General features: G+C 65.2%; 16 protein-coding genes and 1 pseudogene. 11 read left to right on the top strand and 6 right to left on the bottom strand.

Translation table 11 applies throughout. The features are described 5' to 3' along the window. The first annotated feature begins 25 nt into the window (after positions 1-25). Complete coding sequence (locus ACNJYD_RS24605; RefSeq protein ID WP_439363586.1) at positions 26-1444, top strand: cytosine permease; 1419 nt, start codon at positions 26-28, stop codon at positions 1442-1444. Positions 1445-1464: 20 nt separating this feature from the next. Here ACNJYD_RS24605 and treZ read toward each other — a convergent pair whose 3' ends face one another. Next, entirely contained in the window at positions 1465-3294 is a 1830-nt protein-coding gene (gene treZ, locus ACNJYD_RS24610; protein WP_439363587.1) for a malto-oligosyltrehalose trehalohydrolase, read from the bottom strand. 178 nt (positions 3295-3472) lie between these two features. Here treZ and ACNJYD_RS24615 point away from each other — a divergent pair, with 178 nt between their 5' ends. The 3 genes from ACNJYD_RS24615 (at position 3473) to ACNJYD_RS24625 (ending at position 7280) form a co-directional block, all read left to right on the top strand. After that, positions 3473-3706 (top strand): hypothetical protein, encoded by a 234-nt coding sequence (locus tag ACNJYD_RS24615; protein WP_439363588.1) that lies wholly within the window; start codon positions 3473-3475, stop codon positions 3704-3706. Between the two features lie 35 nt (positions 3707-3741). After that, positions 3742-5979, top strand: a complete 2238-nt coding sequence (gene glgX, locus ACNJYD_RS24620; RefSeq protein WP_439363589.1) for a glycogen debranching protein GlgX — start codon at positions 3742-3744, stop codon at positions 5977-5979. 290 nt (positions 5980-6269) lie between these two features. Next, positions 6270-7280 (top strand): patatin-like phospholipase family protein, encoded by a 1011-nt coding sequence (locus tag ACNJYD_RS24625; protein ID WP_439363590.1) that lies wholly within the window; start codon positions 6270-6272, stop codon positions 7278-7280. A 417-nt stretch (positions 7281-7697) separates the two neighbouring features. Here ACNJYD_RS24625 and ACNJYD_RS24630 read toward each other — a convergent pair whose 3' ends face one another. From ACNJYD_RS24630 to ACNJYD_RS24650, 5 genes are all read right to left on the bottom strand, one after another. Then, complete coding sequence (locus tag ACNJYD_RS24630) at positions 7698-8135, bottom strand: NUDIX hydrolase (RefSeq protein ID WP_439363591.1); 438 nt, start codon at positions 8133-8135, stop codon at positions 7698-7700. Positions 8136-8517: 382 nt separating this feature from the next. After that, positions 8518-8988, bottom strand: a complete 471-nt coding sequence (locus ACNJYD_RS24635; protein WP_439363592.1) for a metallophosphoesterase family protein — start codon at positions 8986-8988, stop codon at positions 8518-8520. A 14-nt stretch (positions 8989-9002) separates the two neighbouring features. Further along, positions 9003-9221, bottom strand: coding sequence for a DUF6894 family protein (locus ACNJYD_RS24640; RefSeq protein ID WP_172784462.1), 219 nt, complete (start codon positions 9219-9221; stop codon positions 9003-9005). 190 nt (positions 9222-9411) lie between these two features. Then, the gene (locus ACNJYD_RS24645; RefSeq protein ID WP_439367512.1) at positions 9412-11181 is read right to left on the bottom strand and encodes an SDR family oxidoreductase; all 1770 of its coding nucleotides are present in this window, start codon (positions 11179-11181) and stop codon (positions 9412-9414) included. 1016 nt (positions 11182-12197) lie between these two features. After that, positions 12198-12344, bottom strand: a complete 147-nt coding sequence (locus tag ACNJYD_RS24650) for a hypothetical protein (protein ID WP_172784459.1) — start codon at positions 12342-12344, stop codon at positions 12198-12200. 206 nt (positions 12345-12550) lie between these two features. Here ACNJYD_RS24650 and ACNJYD_RS24655 point away from each other — a divergent pair, with 206 nt between their 5' ends. The 7 genes and pseudogenes from ACNJYD_RS24655 to ACNJYD_RS24685 all read left to right on the top strand — a co-directional run bounded on the left by ACNJYD_RS24655 (position 12551) and on the right by ACNJYD_RS24685 (position 19053). Next, a complete protein-coding gene (locus ACNJYD_RS24655; protein ID WP_439363593.1) occupies positions 12551-13651 on the top strand; it encodes an inositol-3-phosphate synthase in 1101 nt (366 codons plus the stop codon). Then, positions 13651-14247, top strand: coding sequence for a histidine phosphatase family protein (locus ACNJYD_RS24660; protein WP_439363594.1), 597 nt, complete (start codon positions 13651-13653; stop codon positions 14245-14247). Before ACNJYD_RS24655 ends, ACNJYD_RS24660 begins: the two co-directional genes overlap by 1 nt. Then, positions 14244-15347, top strand: a complete 1104-nt coding sequence (locus ACNJYD_RS24665; protein ID WP_439363595.1) for a CgeB family protein — start codon at positions 14244-14246, stop codon at positions 15345-15347. Before ACNJYD_RS24660 ends, ACNJYD_RS24665 begins: the two co-directional genes overlap by 4 nt. A gap of 2 nt (positions 15348-15349) precedes the next feature. Beyond that, entirely contained in the window at positions 15350-16150 is an 801-nt protein-coding gene (locus ACNJYD_RS24670) for a nucleotidyltransferase family protein (RefSeq protein WP_439363596.1), read from the top strand. Further along, positions 16147-16914, top strand: a complete 768-nt coding sequence (locus tag ACNJYD_RS24675; protein ID WP_439363597.1) for a TIGR04290 family methyltransferase — start codon at positions 16147-16149, stop codon at positions 16912-16914. Before ACNJYD_RS24670 ends, ACNJYD_RS24675 begins: the two co-directional genes overlap by 4 nt. Then, a pseudogene (locus ACNJYD_RS24680) lies at positions 16911-17860 on the top strand (beta-xylosidase). The gene ACNJYD_RS24675 and the pseudogene ACNJYD_RS24680 overlap by 4 nt, the downstream one beginning before the upstream one ends. Next, complete coding sequence (locus ACNJYD_RS24685) at positions 17848-19053, top strand: phosphopentomutase (RefSeq protein WP_439363598.1); 1206 nt, start codon at positions 17848-17850, stop codon at positions 19051-19053. Before ACNJYD_RS24680 ends, ACNJYD_RS24685 begins: the two are co-directional and overlap by 13 nt. Positions 19054-19174 lie beyond the last annotated feature (121 nt).

A 19174-nucleotide genomic window follows, 5' to 3' on the forward strand; every position in this document is an offset into this window, starting at 1 on the left:
AGCGTGCTTCGTATTGGGGGATGTCATGACGGATTCCGAACTTCGCGCTGATATTCACAGCATCGAGCCAATTCCCGACGCGGACCGGGACTCGACCGGGCCGCAGCAGATGTGGATCTGGGCCGGCGCCAACATCGCGCCGGTGAACTGGGCGCTCGGTGCGCTCGGCATCATCCTCAAGCTCGGCCTGATGGAGACGATCGCGGTCATCGTGGTCGGCAACATCGTGGGCTGCGCGATCTTCGCCACCTTCACGGTGATGGGACACAAGACCGGCGTCAACCAGATGGTGCTGAGCCGGTCCGCCTTCGGCGTCCGCGGCGCCTACCTGCCGAGCATCCTGATGTTCCTGATGACGCTGGGCTGGATCGGCGTCAACACCTACTTCCCGGTCAAGGTCTCGATGGGCATCCTCGGCCAGTTCGGCGTGCCCGACACCTGGCTGGTCGAGATGATCGTCATCACGCTGGTGATGGCGGTGCAGGTGCTGATCGGCGTCTACGGCTTCTACGCGATCCGCACCTTCGAGAAATACACGGTGCCGCCGACCATTGCCATCATGGTGCTGATGAGCGTGCTGGCGTGGACGCGGCCCGGCGTTGTCAACTGGAGCCTGACCACCTCGCTGCCGCCCGGCGCGCATCTTGCGATGCTGACGCTGCTGATGACCGCAATCGGCGTCGGCTGGGGAATTTCCTGGGTCACCTGGGCCTCCGACTATTCGCGCTTCGTGCCGCGCTCGACGCCGTCGAAAGCCGTGTTCTGGTACAGCTATGTCGGCATGTTCGTGCCGACGGTCTGGCTCGGCATACTCGGCGCGACCATCGCCTCGACGACGCTGGACACCGATCCCGCCAAGATGGTGAGCGCGGTGTTCGGCGGGCCGGTCAGCATCCTCGTGCTCTTGATGGTGCTGCATGGCCCGATCGCCACCAACATCCTCAACGTCTATTCGGCGACCTTGGCGGCGCTGAGCGCGGGGCTGAAACTCTCGCGCTTCTGGCTTACCGTCATCGTCGGCATCGCCGGCTATCTGGGCACCCTCTACTTCATCTTCGCGCCGTCCTTTGCGAAGGCGTTCGACAATTGGATGATCAGCCTGCTGTTGTGGATGAGCCCGTGGGCCGGCGTGGTGCTCGCCGACTTCTTCATCAAGCGCAAGGGCAAGATCGAGGTGGCCGAGCTCTATCGCTCGCCGGAGACCAGCGCCTATGGCGATATCAACTGGGCCGGCATGATCGCGTTCTTCGCCGGCCTCGTTGCCGGATGGCTGGTGCAGGACGGCCTGGTCGGCGCGCTGCAGGGACCGATCTCGATCAATCTGCTCGGCGGCGCCGATCTCAGCTGGCTGTTCGGGATCGGTGTGGCCGGCCTCGTCTACCTCGGGCTCGGCAAGTTCGCGACCTCGCCCACACCGGCCGTCGCGAGCCGGGCCGGCGGATAGCCCGCTGACCTCGTCTCTCGTCAGCGCTTCCGTCCAAGCCTCACCATCATGTCGCCGGGCCCAACTCCTCCGGCGACATGAGAGCGCAATCGCCACAGGCTCTCGCCATCGACCAGCGACGGCATCGGGAGTTCGTGGTCGGCGAAATTGGCGACGATCTGCAGCACGTCGCCCTGCTCGGTCTGCCAGCGTACATCCACGCCGCCCATGCGGGGATCGGTGCCCAGCAGCTGTCGCTGCGCCGAAACGAACCCGCGTTTGATCAGCGGCACGATCTTCTCGCGCCGCATCGTCAATAGCTGCGCCGTCAGCGCCCGGAACCTTGTGCCGGACGGCGACTGGTCGATGCTGGTCCAGTCCAGCTTGGAGGCGAGGAAGGTTTTTTCGTCGCACGGGTCGGGGATCCCGGCGCGCATTTCGGGCGCCGCGAACGCCTTGAAGTGCGAAAACTCCCTGCGGCGGCCCTCCCGTGTCAGTTCGGCAGCTTCGCCCGTCCAGTCGGCGAAGAACAGGAAGGGCGTTTCGGCTGCCGCTTCCTCGCCCATGAACAGCATTGGAATATGCGGGCTGAGCAGAACCAGTGCGAGGGCCAGTTCCAGCCTGTCCGGCCCGACCAACCGGGACAGCCGTTCGCCGAAGGCGCGGTTGCCGACCTGGTCGTGGTTCTGGGCGAAGAAGATGGTCGCTTCGGGCGGCAGGTGCGCGCTCGGCTCGCCGCGCGGCGCCTGGTGCAGCGGAAAGACCTCGCCCTGATAGGCAAAGCCCTCGGCCAGGGATCGCGCGAGATGTTGGAGCGGCTTGTCTGCAAACGCCCGGTAATAGCCTTCGTCCTCGCCGGTGAGCAGGACGTGGAGCGCGTTGTGGAAATCGTCACCCCATTGCGCGTCGTAGTACGTCGCGCGTCCCTGTGACCGCGCGAGCAGGTGCGCCTGATTGGCCTCGTTCTCCAGCATCAGATGGACGCGCCGGCCCGCCAGCTGACTGCGCAGGGTCTCGGCGAGCTCGACCAGGAAATGACGCTTCGAATCGTCCTTCAGCGCATGAACGGCATCGAACCGCAATCCGTCGAACCCATAGTCGCGCAGCCACATCAGGGCATTCTCGATCAGAAATCCGCGCACGAACGCGCCGTCGGCTCCTTCGAGGTTGACGGCGGGGCCCCATCCAGTGGTGTGGCGCGGATTGAAAAAGTTCTCCGCATAGAGATGCAGATAGTTCAGCTGCGGCCCGAAATGGTTATAGACGACGTCGAGATAGACCATGATGTCGAGCGCATGCGCGGCCCGCAGCAGCCGCTTGAGATCCTCCGGCCGGCCGTAGCGGGCATTCGGCGCGTTCAGGAGCACGCCGTCATAGCCCCAATTGTGCCGTCCTGGGACGTCGTTGAGCGGCATCAGCTCGATGGCGGTGATGCCGAGATCGCGAAGATAGGGCAACTTCTTCTCGACGCCGGCATAGGTCCCCTCGTCGCTGAACGTGCCGACATGCAGCTCGTAGATCACGGCTTCCGCCCAGGGACGGCCCGGATAGAGCACCGAGTCCCTCAACGCGGCCGTATCAATCACCTCGCTCGGCGCGCCGACGTCGTCCGGCTGGAAGCACGAGGCGGGATCAGGGACGAGGAGATCTTCGTCGATCCTGAACTGATAGCGCGTGCCGGCGCGCGCGGTCCGGCTGAGCAGCTGACACCAGCCGTCCGCATCGCGCGGCATCTTCCGTGGCGGCTGGCCGATTTCGAGCAGCTCGACGGATCGCGCCGTCGGCGCCCACAAGTTGAACGAGACCCCTTGATCGACGATCTGGGGACCATGGCGCCGATTTTGCTCGGCCTTTCCCAGTCTTTGATTCAAGCCCGTCGCCTTTCGCCGCATGCCCCCTCGGCACGCTCCAAGATCGCTTGCGCGCGTCGTGGCGACAAAGCGGAGCCGCACGCGTTCGTTCCTCCACGGCGTCGACGCCGGACATTTGCAACGCGACGGGAACGGAATCAGCAGCGCGACGGTTACCGTTCCAACAGGAGCTGTCGCCATGCGCCGCCCGAAGCCGCAACCGATCCGTAACAAGCTCGACCTGACCGACCGCACCCAGGTACGCCTCGTCAAGAAACGGCTCGGACTGTCGGACGCCGAGCTGATCGCGATCGTCGGACGCATCGGCAACTCCATTCCGGCCATCAGCAAGGAGGCGGCTCTGCAGAAGGCCAACGTGTTGTCCAAGCCGGCCGACGTGGAGCCCATTGCCGCGACTGCGCCGATATCCTGACGAGGCAATTCGGGGGCAGAAATTCGGGGGCAGAGATGGACCAGCCAGCACATTCAGACGAGGCCCTGACGCGGACGGCCTCGCGCCTGCGCCGCACCCGGATCACCGAAGGCAGACCCTTCCCGCTCGGCGCCACCTGGGATGGCCTCGGCGTCAATTTCGCGCTGTTCTCAGCCCATGCCACCAAGGTCGAGCTCTGCCTGTTCGACGATGCCGGCGAAACCGAGCTCGAGCGCATCGAGCTTCCCGAATATACCGACGAGGTCTGGCACGGCTATCTGCCCTCCGCCCGCCCCGGCACCGTCTACGGCTATCGCGTCCACGGGCCTTACGAGCCCGACGCCGGCCACCGCTTCAATCCCAACAAGCTCGTGCTCGATCCCTACGCCAGGCAGCTGGTCGGCCAGCTCCGCTGGGGACCGGAGCTGTTCGGCTATCGGCTGGATCACGCCGACAAGGACCTCTCCTACGACGAACGCGACAGCGCGCCCTTGATGCAGAAATGCCGCGTCATCGATCCCGCCTTTACCTGGGGCATGGCGCGCAAGCCGGAAGTGCCGTGGGAACGCACGATCTTCTACGAGATGCACGTCAAGGGCTTCACCCAGCTGCATCCGCTGGTGCCGGAAGCCGACCGCGGCACGTTCTCGGGGCTCGCACATTCGGAAATCCCGGCTTACTTGCGCTCGCTCGGCATCACCAGCGCCGAGCTGCTGCCGATCCATGCCTTCGTCGACGACAGCTATCTGGTCGAGAAAGGCCTGCGCAATTACTGGGGCTACAATTCCATCGCCTTCTTCGCTCCTGATCCGCGCTACCTGAAGGCGACGTCTGCGAACGAGTTCAAGGCCACGGTCAACCAGTTTCATGCCCACGGCATCGAGATCATTCTCGACGTCGTGTACAATCACACCGCGGAAGGCAACGAGCTCGGCCCGACCCTGTCGTTCAAGGGCATCGACAACGCCAGCTATTACCGTCTGCTGCCGGACAAGAAGCGCTACTACATCAACGACACCGGCACCGGAAACACGGTCAATCTCTCGCATCAGCGTGTGCTGCAACTCGTCGCCGATTCCTTGCGTTACTGGGCGACCGAGATGCGGGTCGACGGCTTCCGTTTCGATCTCGCCACCATTCTGGCGCGCGAACCCTATGGCTTCGATGAAGGCGGCGGCTTCCTCGACGCCTGCCGCCAGGATCCCGTGCTCTCCAGCGTCAAGCTGATCGCGGAGCCCTGGGACGTCGGGCCAGGTGGTTACCAGGTCGGTCAGTTTCCGCCGGGCTGGGCCGAGTGGAACGACAAGTTCAGGGATACCGCGCGCGCCTTCTGGAAGGGCGATCCGGGCACGCTGGCCGACTTTGCCAAGCGCGTCTCCGGCTCCGGCGACCTCTTCAACAAGCGCGGACGCCGGCCTTGGGCCAGCGTCAACTTCGTCACCGCCCACGACGGCTTCAACCTCAACGACCTCGTCTCGTACAACGACAAGCACAACGAGGCGAATGGCGAGAACAATCGCGACGGTCACAGCAACAACCATTCCTGGAATTGTGGCGTCGAAGGGCCGACCACCGACCCGGAGATCACCGCCTTGCGCGAGCGCCAGAAGCGGAATCTGCTGGCAACGATGCTGCTGTCCCACGGCACGCCGATGCTGCTCGCGGGCGACGAGTTCGGGCACACCCAGAACGGCAACAACAACGCTTACGCCCAGGACAACGAGACCACCTGGCTCAACTGGATGGGCATCACCGCGAACGGCCGCAGCCTGCGCGAGTTCGTGCGCAAGCTGATCGCCACCCGCAAGGCGTTTCCGATCCTCTACCGCAGCCGCTTCCTGGTCGGCTCACACAACGAGGAGCTCGACGTCAAGGACGTGACCTGGCTGTCGCCATCGGGCGAGGAGATGACGACGGAGCAATGGCAGGACGGCAATGCCAAATGCTTCGGCATGCTGCTCGACGGCCGCGCGCAGGAGACCGGCATCAAGCGCCGCGGCTCGGATGCGACCATGCTGCTGGTCTACAACGCGCACCACGACGTCGTGAATTTCACCCTGCCGGAAGTCACCGATGGACGCAGCTGGCTCGGCCTTATCGACACCAATCGTCCCGACGCGCCGATGGCGGAGTTCGAGTTCGGGCATGCTTACGCGGTGACCGCGCGCTCGCTGGTGGTGTTTGGCCTTGCGAACGACAGCATCGCGACGCGGCGCCTCCGCCAAGGCCTCGGCGCGCTGATGGACATCGCCGACACGCCCCTGCCCGAGTAGCCGCGTGCCGTTCGCTCGCGATCAGCGATCGACTTCGCCCAAAACGATGAGCCAGCGAGCCAAGAATAGCCGGGACGTCCGCCAGCAATGCCCCTTACAGCGGAAAATCCATCGCTTGAGCCTTTGGAACACCGCATCAAGAGCCGCGTTCAATGTCGAAATTGGAGACTTGAGATGAATGTCGATTGCTCGCCGCCGCTCTCGCGATCAATCCCCGCTACGCCTGCGCACGCCATTACAGGAGTTACCGGTGACCGGCCCGACCAACCGACCGGCAACTGGCGCTCGTCTTGACCGACCGTGCAGCTGGACCGGGCGGCGCGAGCGCAGCCGAGCGCCCTCTCACCGCCGTCGCGTTCTCGGGCGGTCTCGGCCTCGGCGCCTATCATGGCGGTGTGTTTGAAGCACTCACTTCGCTTCGACTGCCGATCGACTGGGTGACCGGTTCGTCGGCAGGGGCCATCACGGCCGCGCTGATCGCGGGGAGCGCGCGCGACGACCGGCTGCGGAATTTACGCAGCTATTGGCATGCGCCAAGCAGTCCAACCGACGTGCCGAACGCGAGCCGCCATACGTTCGCGTGGCTGAGCTCGATCAGTACGCGCGTGCTGGGCCATTCGGGATTCTTCCATCCCCGCCTCCCGATTCCGGCTTCTCACTACGGCGGCCTCTACGATCTCGGCCCGACCCGCGAACGCCTGCAGCGCTTGATCGATTTCGGACGTCTGAACGGCGGCGATCCGCGCGTCACGATCTGCGCCACCGACGTCGAGAGCGGCGATGCCGTGTTGTTCGACACCGCATCGGAGCAGATCGAAATGGACCATATCCTGGCCAGCTGCGGGTTTCTCCCTGAATTCGCTCCGGTGCAGATCGCCGGCCGCTGGCTCGTCGACGGCGGGTTCTCGCTGAACGCGCCGTTCGACCCGATCCTCGAAACTGCAGGCCCGCTCCGCCTCTATGTGGTCGATCTGTTTCCGCGCGACGGCAAGGTCCCTGACGGGCTCGAGGCCGCGTCGGAACGCAAGAGTGACCTGACCTTCGGCAATCAGACCTTCCAGCGCCTCGGCTACGCTCTCGAAGCCCGTCAGCTCCGCGCCGAGCTTCAGGACCTCCACTACGACGACGAAGTCTATCTTCTCAGCTACCGCCCGGGCCGCGAGGAAGCCGGGCCGGAAAAATCCTTCGATCTGTCTGAGACAGCCATGGCGCAGCGCTGGCGCGCCGGCTTTCTGGACATGCAATATGCCGCAAGCCTCACGCCAGTCCCGAACGAGATCTGCAGCGTGCGGCGACCCTAAAGCGGAATGGCTTTAGGTTGAATCGTTTGCCACGGGCTCGGTGCAACCTCTCCCGCTTGCGGGAGAGATCGCGCCGAAGGCGCGGGTGAGGGTTTTCTCCTCTAGGGGGTTATCCCATTGCAGAAACCCCTCCCCCAGCCCTCTCCCGCAAGCGGGAGAGGGAGCGCACTTACCTTGTCGCAATCAAACCTGATCTCATCACGCTTTTAGCAATGTCGCTCAGTGGCGGGACCCGAGCTGCCCGCTGTCTTGCCGCCGAGCCGCTCGCGAATGTCGCGCAGCAGCCGCCTGAGACCGTCATTCGGCAGCCATGCCGTCGGGCGGGGCGACGCTCCTCGGATATGAGCCCCGTCGTTTGTTGGTCCATCAAGCTTTGAATGACCGGGCGCGCGAGGCGTTCCTAAGGCTGACTACCCCTCACCGGCTCGTCGGCGAGGATGCCCCGCGCACCGTCTGCGCTGCGAAGCGGGCGATCAGGCGCCGGAGCTGCGCCTTGTGCACCAGGCGGGCCGCCGTCTTGGGCGAGACCCAGATGGCTTCCCGCTCTCCCTTCTCGGGCCACCAGCGCTCGCGCCCGTGCACCTTCATCGGAAAGACGGCAACGTTCATGGTCCGCTTGCGATCGCCTATTCGCTTGCGATGCTTGAAGCTGCCCAAGGCTCGCGTTGCCACGACACCGACCAGGCCCGCCTCCTCATAGGCCTCGAGCGCTGCCGTCAGGTGCGGCTCCTTATTGCGCATCGGCGATCCCTTTGGGACGCTCCACCGGCGCTTGCGCCTGGTCGTGATCAGCATCACCCGCAGCTCGGACTTGTCCAGACGAAACGGCAGAGCGGCAAATTGCTTCTTTCCCATCAAGCGCCTCCAACTCGCGTTCGATAAGCGAGCGCCGCGGCCATGGTTCCTGTTTTGCGCAGCGGCGCCTCATCCACGCAGGGAACACCCTGCTGCCGCCTGGGTTATTTAAAGGGCGGTGGCGCAACGCCATCGTGCGAGCTCGACAGGGAAACATATGCCAAAGTCGACTGAGAACGATCCGCGAGAGACACCGCTTGACGATCCGCGCCAGCAGACGGACATGCCGACGCACCGGCAAACGAACAAGCCGTGGCAAGGCAATCCCGAGAAGGACCAGATTGATCCGAAACGGCCGCCGGTGGATCTGGAGCGTTGGCAGAAATCGAAGACGCACTAGGCAGCGGCCGCTGGCTGGCGGTCACATCCTGTCGAGATGTGGTCACATCCGGTCGAGATCATGAATGACGGGCCGCAGCGGCCCGGCGGAATCGAGGTCGAGCGTTGCCAGTGTAATCGGCAGCTTGAAGCGTCGCTTCCCTGCACTGCCCGGATTCAGATAAAGCACGCCTTCACTGGTCTCGATCCGCACGCGGTGGGAATGCCCTGAGACCACGACGTCGATGCCGCGCTCGGCAGGATCGATCGCCAGCTCGTTGAGGTCGTGCAGAACGTAGAAGGCGCGACCGCCGAGGCGCAGCGTTTGCGTTTCAGGAAAGCGTTCGGCCCACGCGCCCCGGTCCACATTTCCTCTGATCGCGGTGACGGGCGCGATGCGGCCAAGCCCATCCATCACAGCCTGGGCGCCGATGTCGCCGGCGTGGATGATGTGCGAGACGCTGGCGAGACAGCGCTCCGCCTCGGGCCTCAGCAGCCCATGCGTGTCGGCGATCACCCCAATCCTGAACGTCATGTCAGATCATCGCTTCAGTGCATTACGTCCAACGGCACCCGGCCGATTTCCTCACCATCCTCGTTGGTGACGAGGATCGCGAAGTGACGGCCCTTGAGCTCGGGACGCTGCGCGAGCAGACGCCGCGCAATTTCTTCGGCGACGTCCAGGGCCTGCATGTCATCCGGCAACTCGGCACCTCCTTCGTCTGCCACGGTTTTAGAATCCACCAAATCAAAATGATAGCGCGGCACGTCTGGCCCTCAGCTTTTCCCGCAGGAACGCCCGGTCTCGAAGCTTCGTTCCGGCGTGGGAGCCATCTGCGGTCCAGCAGACAATACGTCGTGACGGTGGACGGAGGCCACGGCTCGTTCGGCACCAGGCTCGGCGATTGCGTCAGGGCCTATGCCTTGCCGGAGCGACGGCAACAGACGAGCGGCGGCCTCACGCGCGGCGCCGCCGCGTCCGCGCGCGGGGGCGGTACGGACGGCCAGCCCTCGATGCCGCGATCGCCAGGCCGGCAGCGATCCCGAGCAGCACGAGCCCCTTGCTGAGCACAGCGGCGGGCGGAACTTGCTTCCGCAGCAGCCAGCCGCCGTCGACGGACGTGCCCTGCGGACCCGCTTCGAGCAAGGTGCCTTCGTTCCTTGCGGCGGGACGCGCGCGCGACAGCAGCCAGCGGAATGCAGCTCCCAGGATATTCTCGGTGATCTCAGGGGCCATCGCATAGGCCAATTGTCCGGCGCGCGCCGGCCACCCCACCGCCACCTCGTCACGAGGCGCGTGGGCGAGGCGCAGGAAAGTCTCGGCCACGTCCTCGGATTGATAGAGCAGCGGACCAGGATCGAGCCGTCGTCCGGAGGCGTTGGCGCCGTGGACGAAGCCCGGCGTATCGACGATGGATGGGAAGACGCCGCAGACATGAATGTCGGGATGAGCCCGGAGCTCCTGACGCAAGCTTGCGGTGAAGCCGCGCAGGCCGAACTTGCTGGCGGTGTAGGCTGCGGCAAACGGCGTCGGCGCCCAGCCGCCGAGCGAGATGTTGTTGATCAGGACGCCACGGTTCTGGCGGAGGAAGATCGGAAGCACCGCGAACGCGCCATGCATGGTGCCGAGCAGATTGACCTCGATGGTCCGGCGATGGAGCGCGATATCCGCCTCCTGATAGGCCCCGAACACGCCGGTGCCGGCGTTGTTGATCCAGACGTCGATGCCGCCGAAGGCCTCGTCCGCCGCACCGGCTAGACGCTGCATCGCCTGCGCGTCAGTGACGTCGGTCGGCACGGCCAGAGCACGGCCTCCGAGCGCCTCACATTCCGCAGCAAGGCGCATCAAGACCTCGCCGCGGCGCGCCGCGAGGACCACGCTTGCGCCCTCGCGGGCAAAGGCCAGCGCCGCGGCACGCCCGATTCCACTGGAGGCGCCGGTGATGACGACGCGCGTGCCAGCCGTCTGCCCCTGCACGCGTCCCGAGACCTCCGCCGGAAGCAGCCAGCGCAGGGATCGCCGCAGGCGCGCCGTTCCCTGGGTTTCGAACCAGTCGCCATGCGCAAAGATCACCCGCTCCGGAGCCAGCTTGACGAGCCGCTGGGCCGCAGCCTGCGCCGAACGGCCACCGAGCCGCAGCAGCAGCCGCAGATAGACCGGGGCCTTGCCGTCCGGCTTGGCAATGCCGAGCAGGTTCGCCGCCGCCGCATTCGACGCGCTGAGGTGGCGGGGATCGAGGTTCTGCACGATATCGGTCAGAACCAGCGTCCGGCTCCGCCGGTCGAACAGCTCGACCTCGGAGAACATCGGAGCATTCACCGACGATGTTTGGAGGTCGGCGGCCCACTCCTCCGGCGTCGTGTCTCCAATTTCGCGATCGATACGGATGCCGGCCACCCGCACCTGCCCGCGCGCCGCAAGGCCGCGCGCGGCAAAGATCGCGGCCTGCGGCAGCTGCCTTTGCCATTCAGGCAGAAACATCCAATGCGCGATATTCGGCGCCAGCAGGTACCTGATCGAGCCCAGCCGCTCCAGCTCCTGGCGCAGAGCGGGCGAATAACGCACCGGCGAATGCAGCACGAGGTCGCCATTCGACAAGCGGATGACGGTCATCCGCACGGGCAGTTTCAGGCCGGCGGCGCTGATTGGCTTGTCGTCCAGGATCCAGATATCGTCCGTCACCCGCGACAGGCTGGCGGTCGACACAGCGGCGTCGGAACTTTGCATGAGCGTCTTTCCCTCGCGAGGACGTTGCTCCAAAGCGCGTGCGCGACGCTCGTTCCTCAGCAATGTCTTGGAAATAATGGTCTGGAAATCACGTCGCCGCAGTGGCTCGACTGCTTCGAGGCGCGCCCGCAGCGCGTCGCGGACTTCGGCGACGACATGGCCCCAATCGCCCGGCCGTCTTTGGTGAAACAGGCGCAGGCTCGGATACCAGAACGAGCGCGCGCCGGATGGAGGCCAGCGCCAGTCGCAATCGGCATGAAGCAAGACCCAGGCCTCGCATCCAAGCGCGCCCGCAAGGTGTGCGACCATGGTATCGACACATACGACGAGATCGAGCTGCCGCAGGCGATGGCCGAGAGCTGTGATGTCGGGCGTGCTGACGTCCCGCGCCCCGACCGCCGCAAGCTCTTCGGTGCTGGCGCCGCGCTGGAGCGAATGGAGCGTGACGCCGAACCCTGCGAGGTTGCGCAACAAGACGGCCGGCACCTCCCGCCGCTTGTCCCACTCACCGACCTTCCAGACCAGGCCGACGGCCAGACCTTGTTCTCTCCGGGGCGGCCGAACGGCAAGTGGAGGCAGCGCCAGGTAAGGCCCGCGCATTTCGACCTGATCCCGTCGGGCTCGGATCGCGTGCGGCACCTCCATGATCTCGATGTCGACCTCGAAAGCGATCTCGGGCGCACCATCATGCAGCGGGATCACACGATCGACGCCCGCGGCGCCCGCGACCAGCGGCAGCAGTTCGGGTTGACACCACAGGGTCACGCTGCGCGCAATCGCGCGAAGCGGACTCATGAAGCGCAGGAACTGGATGGTGTCGCCGAGCCCGTGATAACAGCGCACCAGCACGTGCTTACCCTTGAGGTCCTCGCCACGCCAGATGCGCTGCAGATGGCGCGGGCCGGTGTGCTTGGGCGGATGTGCGATCTCCAGCAGATCACGATCATTGACCATCCAGGCCCGAGCGAAATCGCCCGCCCTGATCGCTTCCACCCAGCAACCGGGCGCCGTCGACGTCATGTCACCTCTCTTTGACGAACCGGGCGATGAGCCCGTACCGCACCGAACCATTGGCCGACAAACGCGGGCCGGAATGATTGGTTCTTCGCGGCAGATTCGAAGCGGTCGTGCGAGGCGAGCATCATCTTCTTCATCTTCATCATGAAAGCTGTTCGTTCCCGCTTGGCGGTTCGGGAATCTATCCCATGTTAAGCGCGTCGCATTTTCTCGCGATGAATCGCCCAAGCCCTGCCGCTCGCATCTCCTTTCCAGGAACGAACATACCTTCCGCACGTTCGCCGACGTACTTACACCGACTCTTGCACCGACTCTTGCACCGACGCCGCGTGTTTCCGGAGGGCTTCATTCCATGCATTCTCGTCTTCAAGACAGGCGCCGCGTGCGCGTCGGACTGGTCGGCGTCGGCAATTGCGCGAGCTCCTTCGTCCAGGGCCTCACCTACTACCGGAACGCCAAGTCGAACGAGCCGGTCCCGGGACTGATGAATGCGGACCTCGGCGGTTACCATATCAGCGACATCCAGATTGCGTCGGCCTTCGACGTCAACGCCAACAAGGTCGGCCGCGACGTCGCCGATGCGATCTTCGCCCCGCCCAACAACACGCACCGCTTCTCCGACGTCGCGCCGACAGGCGTGATCGTGCAGCGCGGTCCGGTCCTGGACGGCATCGGCCATTATCTTACAGGCGACGTTCCGGTTGCGGACGTGCCGGAGGCCGACGTCTCCGAAGTGCTGGCGATGTCCCGCACCGACGTTCTGGTATCCTATCTTCCGGTCGGCTCGCAGCGCGCCAGCGAGTGGTATGCGGCGCGCGCCATCGAGGCCGGCTGCGGCTACGTCAATTGCATTCCGGTTTTCATCGCCTCCAATTCGGAGTGGCGGCGCCGCTTCGAGGAGGCCGGCCTGCCGATCGTCGGCGACGACATCAAGAGCCAGGTCGGTGCCACCATCCTGCATCGCGTGCTCGCCAATCTATTCCGTGACCGCGGCGTGCGGCTCGACCGCACCTACCAGCTCAATGTCGGCGGCAACACCGATTTCAAGAACATGCTCGAGCGGGAGCGGCTGGCCTCGAAGAAGATCTCCAAGACCCAGGCCGTAACCAGCCAGTTCGACGTCCCCATGGACCCCGACAACATCCATGTCGGACCGAGCGATCACGTGCCATGGCTCACCGACCGCAAGCTCGCCTTCATCCGCCTGGAGGGAACGACGTTCGGCGGCGTTCCCCTGAGCGCCGAGGTCAAGCTCGAGGTCTGGGACTCCCCGAACTCGGCCGGCGTCGTGATCGACGCGGTGCGTTGTGCCAAGCTCGCCATGGACCGCGGCCAGGCCGGAGCGCTGACCGGCCCTTCCAGCTATTTCATGAAATCGCCGCCGCAGCAGTTCACCGACGAAGAGGCCGGACGGCGGACACGCGCCTTCATCGACGACAAGGCGCTTGCGTGATGGCTGGGATCATCCGTCTCGTCCGGCACGGTCATCATGCCTTGCTCGGCCGCATCCTGTGCGGCCGGATGAAAGGCGTCGAGCTCAGCGATCTCGGCTGTGAGGAGATGGCACGCTGCGCCGGCACCATCGCGCCGCGGCCATCGCTCATTCAGTCCAGCCCGCAACGGCGCTGCGTGCAATCGGCCTGCATCCTCGCCGCGCATTTCAGGCTGCCGGTGGAGATCGTCCCCGCCCTCGACGAGCTCGATTATGGCGAATGGACCGGACGATCGTTCGACGACCTGGCGCCGGATCGTCGATGGTCGCGCTGGAACGGGCGACGCGGCACGAGCCGCCCACCCGGCGGCGAGACCATGCGGTCGCTTCAGAACCGCGTCGTCGCTCATCTGGAGCAGCTGCGTGGCGATCGCAATCTCGGTGCCGCCGTCCTCGTCAGCCACGCCGAGCCGATCCGCGCCGCGCTCCTGCACTATTCGCGCACGCCGCTCGACCAGTTTCTTTCGATCGAGATCGATCCTGCCAGCATCAGCACGCTCCGCGCCGACAGAAGCGGCATGAAGATCACCGGGATCAACCAGCGGGTGGCGGCGTGAAGATCGTCATCTTCGGCCTGACAATCTCCTCGTCCTGGGGCAACGGTCACGCCACCTTGTGGCGCGGCCTCTGCAAGCATCTCGCGCGGTCGGGGCACAGTATCGTCTTCTTCGAGCGCGACGTTCCCTATTATGCCGGTGCCCGGGATCTCCATGAACTGCCGGGCGGCGCGCTCCGGCTGTTCGCGAACTGGGACGATGTGCGGCAGGCGGCAAGCGCCGAAATCCGTGATGCCGACGTTGCGATCGTGACCTCCTATTGTCCCGATGCGATTGCCGCGACCGAGCTGATCCTCTCCGAAGGTCGTGCTGTTCCCGTGTTCTACGACCTCGATACGCCGGTCACGCTGGCAAAGCTCAACGCCGGCGAGCCCGTCCCCTATATCGGTCCGCGCGGCCTGCAGGATTTTGAGCTGGTGCTCAGCTTCACCGGCGGACCTCACGTTGCGGATGAATTCCGCAATCGGCTCGGGGCGCGGGATACCCGGGCGCTTTATGGGCATGTCGACACAGATATCCACCATCCGGTCATGCCGCAGCCGCATTATCGCGCCGATTTGTCCTATCTCGGCACCTACTCCGAAGATCGCCAGCGCACGCTCGAGGCGCTTTTCGTCGCGCCCGCGCGGGCGCGCCAGGACCTCCGCTTCCTGATCGGCGGCGCGCAATATCCGGACGATTTCCCGTGGTCGCCCAACATCTATTTCGTGCGGCACCTGCCGCCATCCGAGCACGCACCGTTTTTTGCCTCGTCGCGGCTGACGCTCAACGTCACCCGCCGGGCCATGGCGGAGATGGGCTGGTGCCCGTCCGGCCGGCTGTTCGAGGCCGCGGCCTGCGGCGCCCCGCTGCTGAGCGACGACTGGCCCGGCATAGCGGACTTCTTCGCGCCCGGGGAGGAGATCCTGATCGCACGCGACGAGCACGACGCGCTCGCCGCGCTCGCGACGCCGGATGCCGAGCTCAGGCGGATGGCCCGGCGCGCCTATGACCGCACCATGGACCAGCACACATCCGACAAGCGCGCGCGTGAACTGATCGCGATGCTCGAGCAGACAACGTCGGGCCGCGTCAGCCGGCAACAAATCGAGGAGGCCTGATCATGTGGGGCATCGTTCCGGCCGCGGGCCGCGGCAGCCGTATTCAGCCGCTTGCCTTCTCGAAGGAATTGCTGCCGGTCGGCAGCCGGCGCGACGAGGGTACGGACCGCCCCTGCGCGGTCTCCGAATATCTGCTGGAGCGCCTCATCCTCGGCGGCGCCGACAAGATCTGCTTCGTGATCTCGCCCGGCAAGTCCGACATCCTGGAATATTTCGGCGACCATTACGGCAGCGCCGAGCTCGCCTATGTGGTGCAGCCCGAAGCCTCCGGCCTGTGCGACGCCGTGTTCAGGGCAAGCACCGTCGTCGGGCGGCACGAGGATGTCATGGTCGGCCTGCCCGACACGGTCTGGTTTCCCAAGGCGGCCCTGCAGTCCCTGCCCGACGCAGACCTCTCGTTCCTGCTGTTCCCGGTCGAGCATCCCGAATTCTTCGATGCGGTCGTGCTGGACGGCGAGCAGGTGACGGAGATCCAGGTCAAGCAGCCGAATGCAGCCTCGCGCTGGATCTGGGGTGCTTTCAAGATGTCGGCACACGGCTTCCGCCAGCTGCAGTCGCTGTGGCACGCACGCGAACGCGGCGACGAATATTTCGGGACGCTGGTCAACGCCTATCTTGCGGCCGGCGGCAACGGCATCGGCGTCAAGGCCGGCGAATCCTACGTCGATGTCGGCACCATCGACGGCTATCGCACGGCGATGGCCCTGCTTGCCGAGAGCGCCGAGGGCCGCTCCAAGTCGCGGGCCCACGCCTCATCGGACGGGGCCCGACCTGTCATAGTCAACAACGGAGCGATTGCATGACCATAGGCGCCCTCTCCCGTGAGGAAATCCGCCAGCGTGTCGATGCGCTGGGGCCATGGTTTCACAATCTCGACCTCAAGGGCGTGCCGACCGCGCCGTCGCACTTTCTCGGCGACTATCCGAACGTGAAGTGGCAGCGCTTCTCCGGCATCATCCCGGACCGGCTCGAAGGCAAGACCGTGCTCGATATCGGCTGCAATGCCGGCTTCTACGCCATGGAGATGAAACGGCGCGGCGCCGAGCGCGTGCTCGGCCTCGACACCGACGAGGAATATCTGGCCCAGGCCCGCTTCGCGGCCGAGGTCAACGGGCTCAGGATCGAATTTCGCAAGATGTCGGCCTATGATGTCGGGCAGCTCCGTGAACAATTCGACCTCGTGATCTTCATGGGCGTGCTCTATCATCTGCGACACCCGCTGCTGGCGCTGGACCTGATCCATGAGCACGTCGCCGGCGATCTCCTGCTGTTCCAGTCGATGCAGCGCGGCGACAGCCACGTCGATGCGATCGAGAAGAACTACGACTTCTGGACCACCGACCAGTTCGGTTCCTCCGGCTACCCGAAGCTGCACTTCATCGAGCACAGCTATGCCGACGACCCCACCAATTGGTGGGTGCCCAATCGCGCCTGCGTCGAGGCCATGCTGCGCAGCGCCGGCTTTGCCATCGCGGCCCATCCCGAGGAGGAAGTCTATCTGTGCAAGCGCACGGCGCGGCCGCAGGCTGACGGGCCGGTCTATCCGTCACGGGAGGCGGGCCGATGATCGAGGCGGCCAAGATCTGGAACGAGCCCAACAACAAGTCGCATTGGGACATCCTGATCGACCGGACTGGGCGATGTTCGCCAACCTGGCGCTCGCGGCCGGAAAGGCCATCCGCAGTGCACATCCGACCTTGCCGCGCGTGCTCGGTGGCATCTCGCCGATCGACCCGTCCTTCATGCGCAACATGCAGGCGCGCGGCGTGCTCGATCACGTCGACGCCGTCGCCGTGCACGGCTTTCCGCTCGACTGGAATTTATGGCAGATCGGAGAATGGCCGGCCAAGATCGAGGAGATCAGGGCCGTCACCTCGCTCCCGGTCTGGGTGACCGAGGTCGGCGTCTCCTCGTTCGGCGCCGAGGAGGTGCAGGCGTGGGGCCTGTCGCGCACCGCCGAGCTTCTGATCGGCCGCGCGCCGCGCATCCATTGGTACAGCCTCTATGACCTGCCTTCGGCCTGGGAGGCGACCACCCGGCACAAGGAGGCGGAGGGGTCCTCCTACTACCGGCATTTCCACATGGGCCTGCTGCGCGAGGATGGAACGCCGAAAGCCGCAGCGGAGCTGTTCGGGCAATATGCCGCCGACATGGGCCTGTGCCAGTGGTTTCATTTCGAGGACCATCGCCTCGATGACGCCGTGCGCTGGATGCGCCGCTTCGGCGTGAGGCACTTGCGGACCGGGCTGTCATGGGCCGACAGCTTCCGTCCCAACGCGCTGGACTGGTTCGACCGCCAGATGGATGCGCTGGCCGAGTTCGAGGTCACCGTGACGTTCTGCTTCACGCCGGAACACCGCGGTCTCGAACCGCATCACACCAGCCCGCCGCTCGACGTCAACGAGTTCGCCGACTTCTGCGCGCAGATGATCGAGCGCTATTGCACCAAGACCGGTCTCGCCGCCTCCATTGGCGCCTCTCCACCGATGAGGGAGCCGACATGCGTGCCCTGATCCTGGTGATGGATTCCGTCGGAATCGGCGCGGCCCCCGACGCTGTCAATTACGGCGACGAGGGTGCCGACACCGTCGGCCACATCGCGGATGCGTGCATGGCCGGCCGTGCCAATGGTCCGCAACGGGAGGGCCCGCTGCGCCTGCCCAATCTCGTGGCGCTGGGCCTCGGCGAGGCCTGCCGCCTCTCCACGGGCCGGATCCCGCCCGGGCTCGACGGCCGGACACAACATGCGCGCTATGGCTGCGCCAGCGAGATCTCGAGGGGCAAGGACACGCCATCAGGCCATTGGGAGATCGCCGGCGTGCCTGTCGCGTTCGATTGGGGCTATTTTCCTAAGATCCAACCCTGCTTTCCGCGCGATCTCGTATCGAAGCTTTGCGAACAAGGCGGACTGCCCGGCATCCTCGGCAACTGCCATGCTTCCGGCACCGACATCATCGCCGAATTCGGCGAACGCCACATGCGCAGTGGCGAGCCGATCTGCTACACCTCGGCCGACAGCGTGTTCCAGATCGCGGCGCACGAGGAGACGTTCGGGCTCGAGCGGCTCTACGACGTCTGCGCGGTCGCGAGGCGGCTGGTCGATCCCCTCAACATCGGCCGCGTCATCGCGCGTCCGTTCGTCGGAACGAGCGCTGACAACTTCAAGCGCAGCTCGCACCGGCGCGATTTCTCGGTCCCGCCGCCCGAGCGGACCATCCTCGACCTTGCAGAAACTGCCGGCCGCGATATCGTGACGATCGGCAAGATCGACGACATCTTCGCTCATCGCGGCACCGGGCGAAACCTGCGCGGCGACGGCAATGCGGCGCTTTTCGATGCCACGCTCGATGGGCTGGCAGGCCTTGCAGAAGGCGGGCTGTTGTTCGCGAACTTCATCGATTTCGACACGCTCTACGGCCACCGTCGCGACGTCGCGGGCTACGCCGCGGCGCTTGAAGCCTTCGACGCCCGCCTACCCGAGCTGCTGAGCCGGCTGCGAAGCGACGATCTCCTGATCATCACCGCCGATCATGGCTGCGATCCGACCTGGAACGGCACCGATCACACGCGTGAGCAGGTCCCGATCCTGACGTGGGCCGCACAATCGACGTCTCCGATCGGTCGGCGCGCCGGCTTTGCCGACATCGGCGCGACCGTTGCAAGACATCTCGACCTGCCGGCGCCGCTTCATGGCGCGCATTTCTAGCCGGGATTCACCTGGGTTATTGATCCAGGTTAGAGAACTTTTCGTTTGTAGGTTTCGCAGGAACGAACATTCCTAGCACCGCTTCTAATTCCCAGACGTGACTGGCGCGCAGGTCGCCCGA

This window comes from Bradyrhizobium sp. SPXBL-02, assembly GCF_051853065.1.
GTDB lineage: Bacteria > Pseudomonadota > Alphaproteobacteria > Rhizobiales > Xanthobacteraceae > Bradyrhizobium.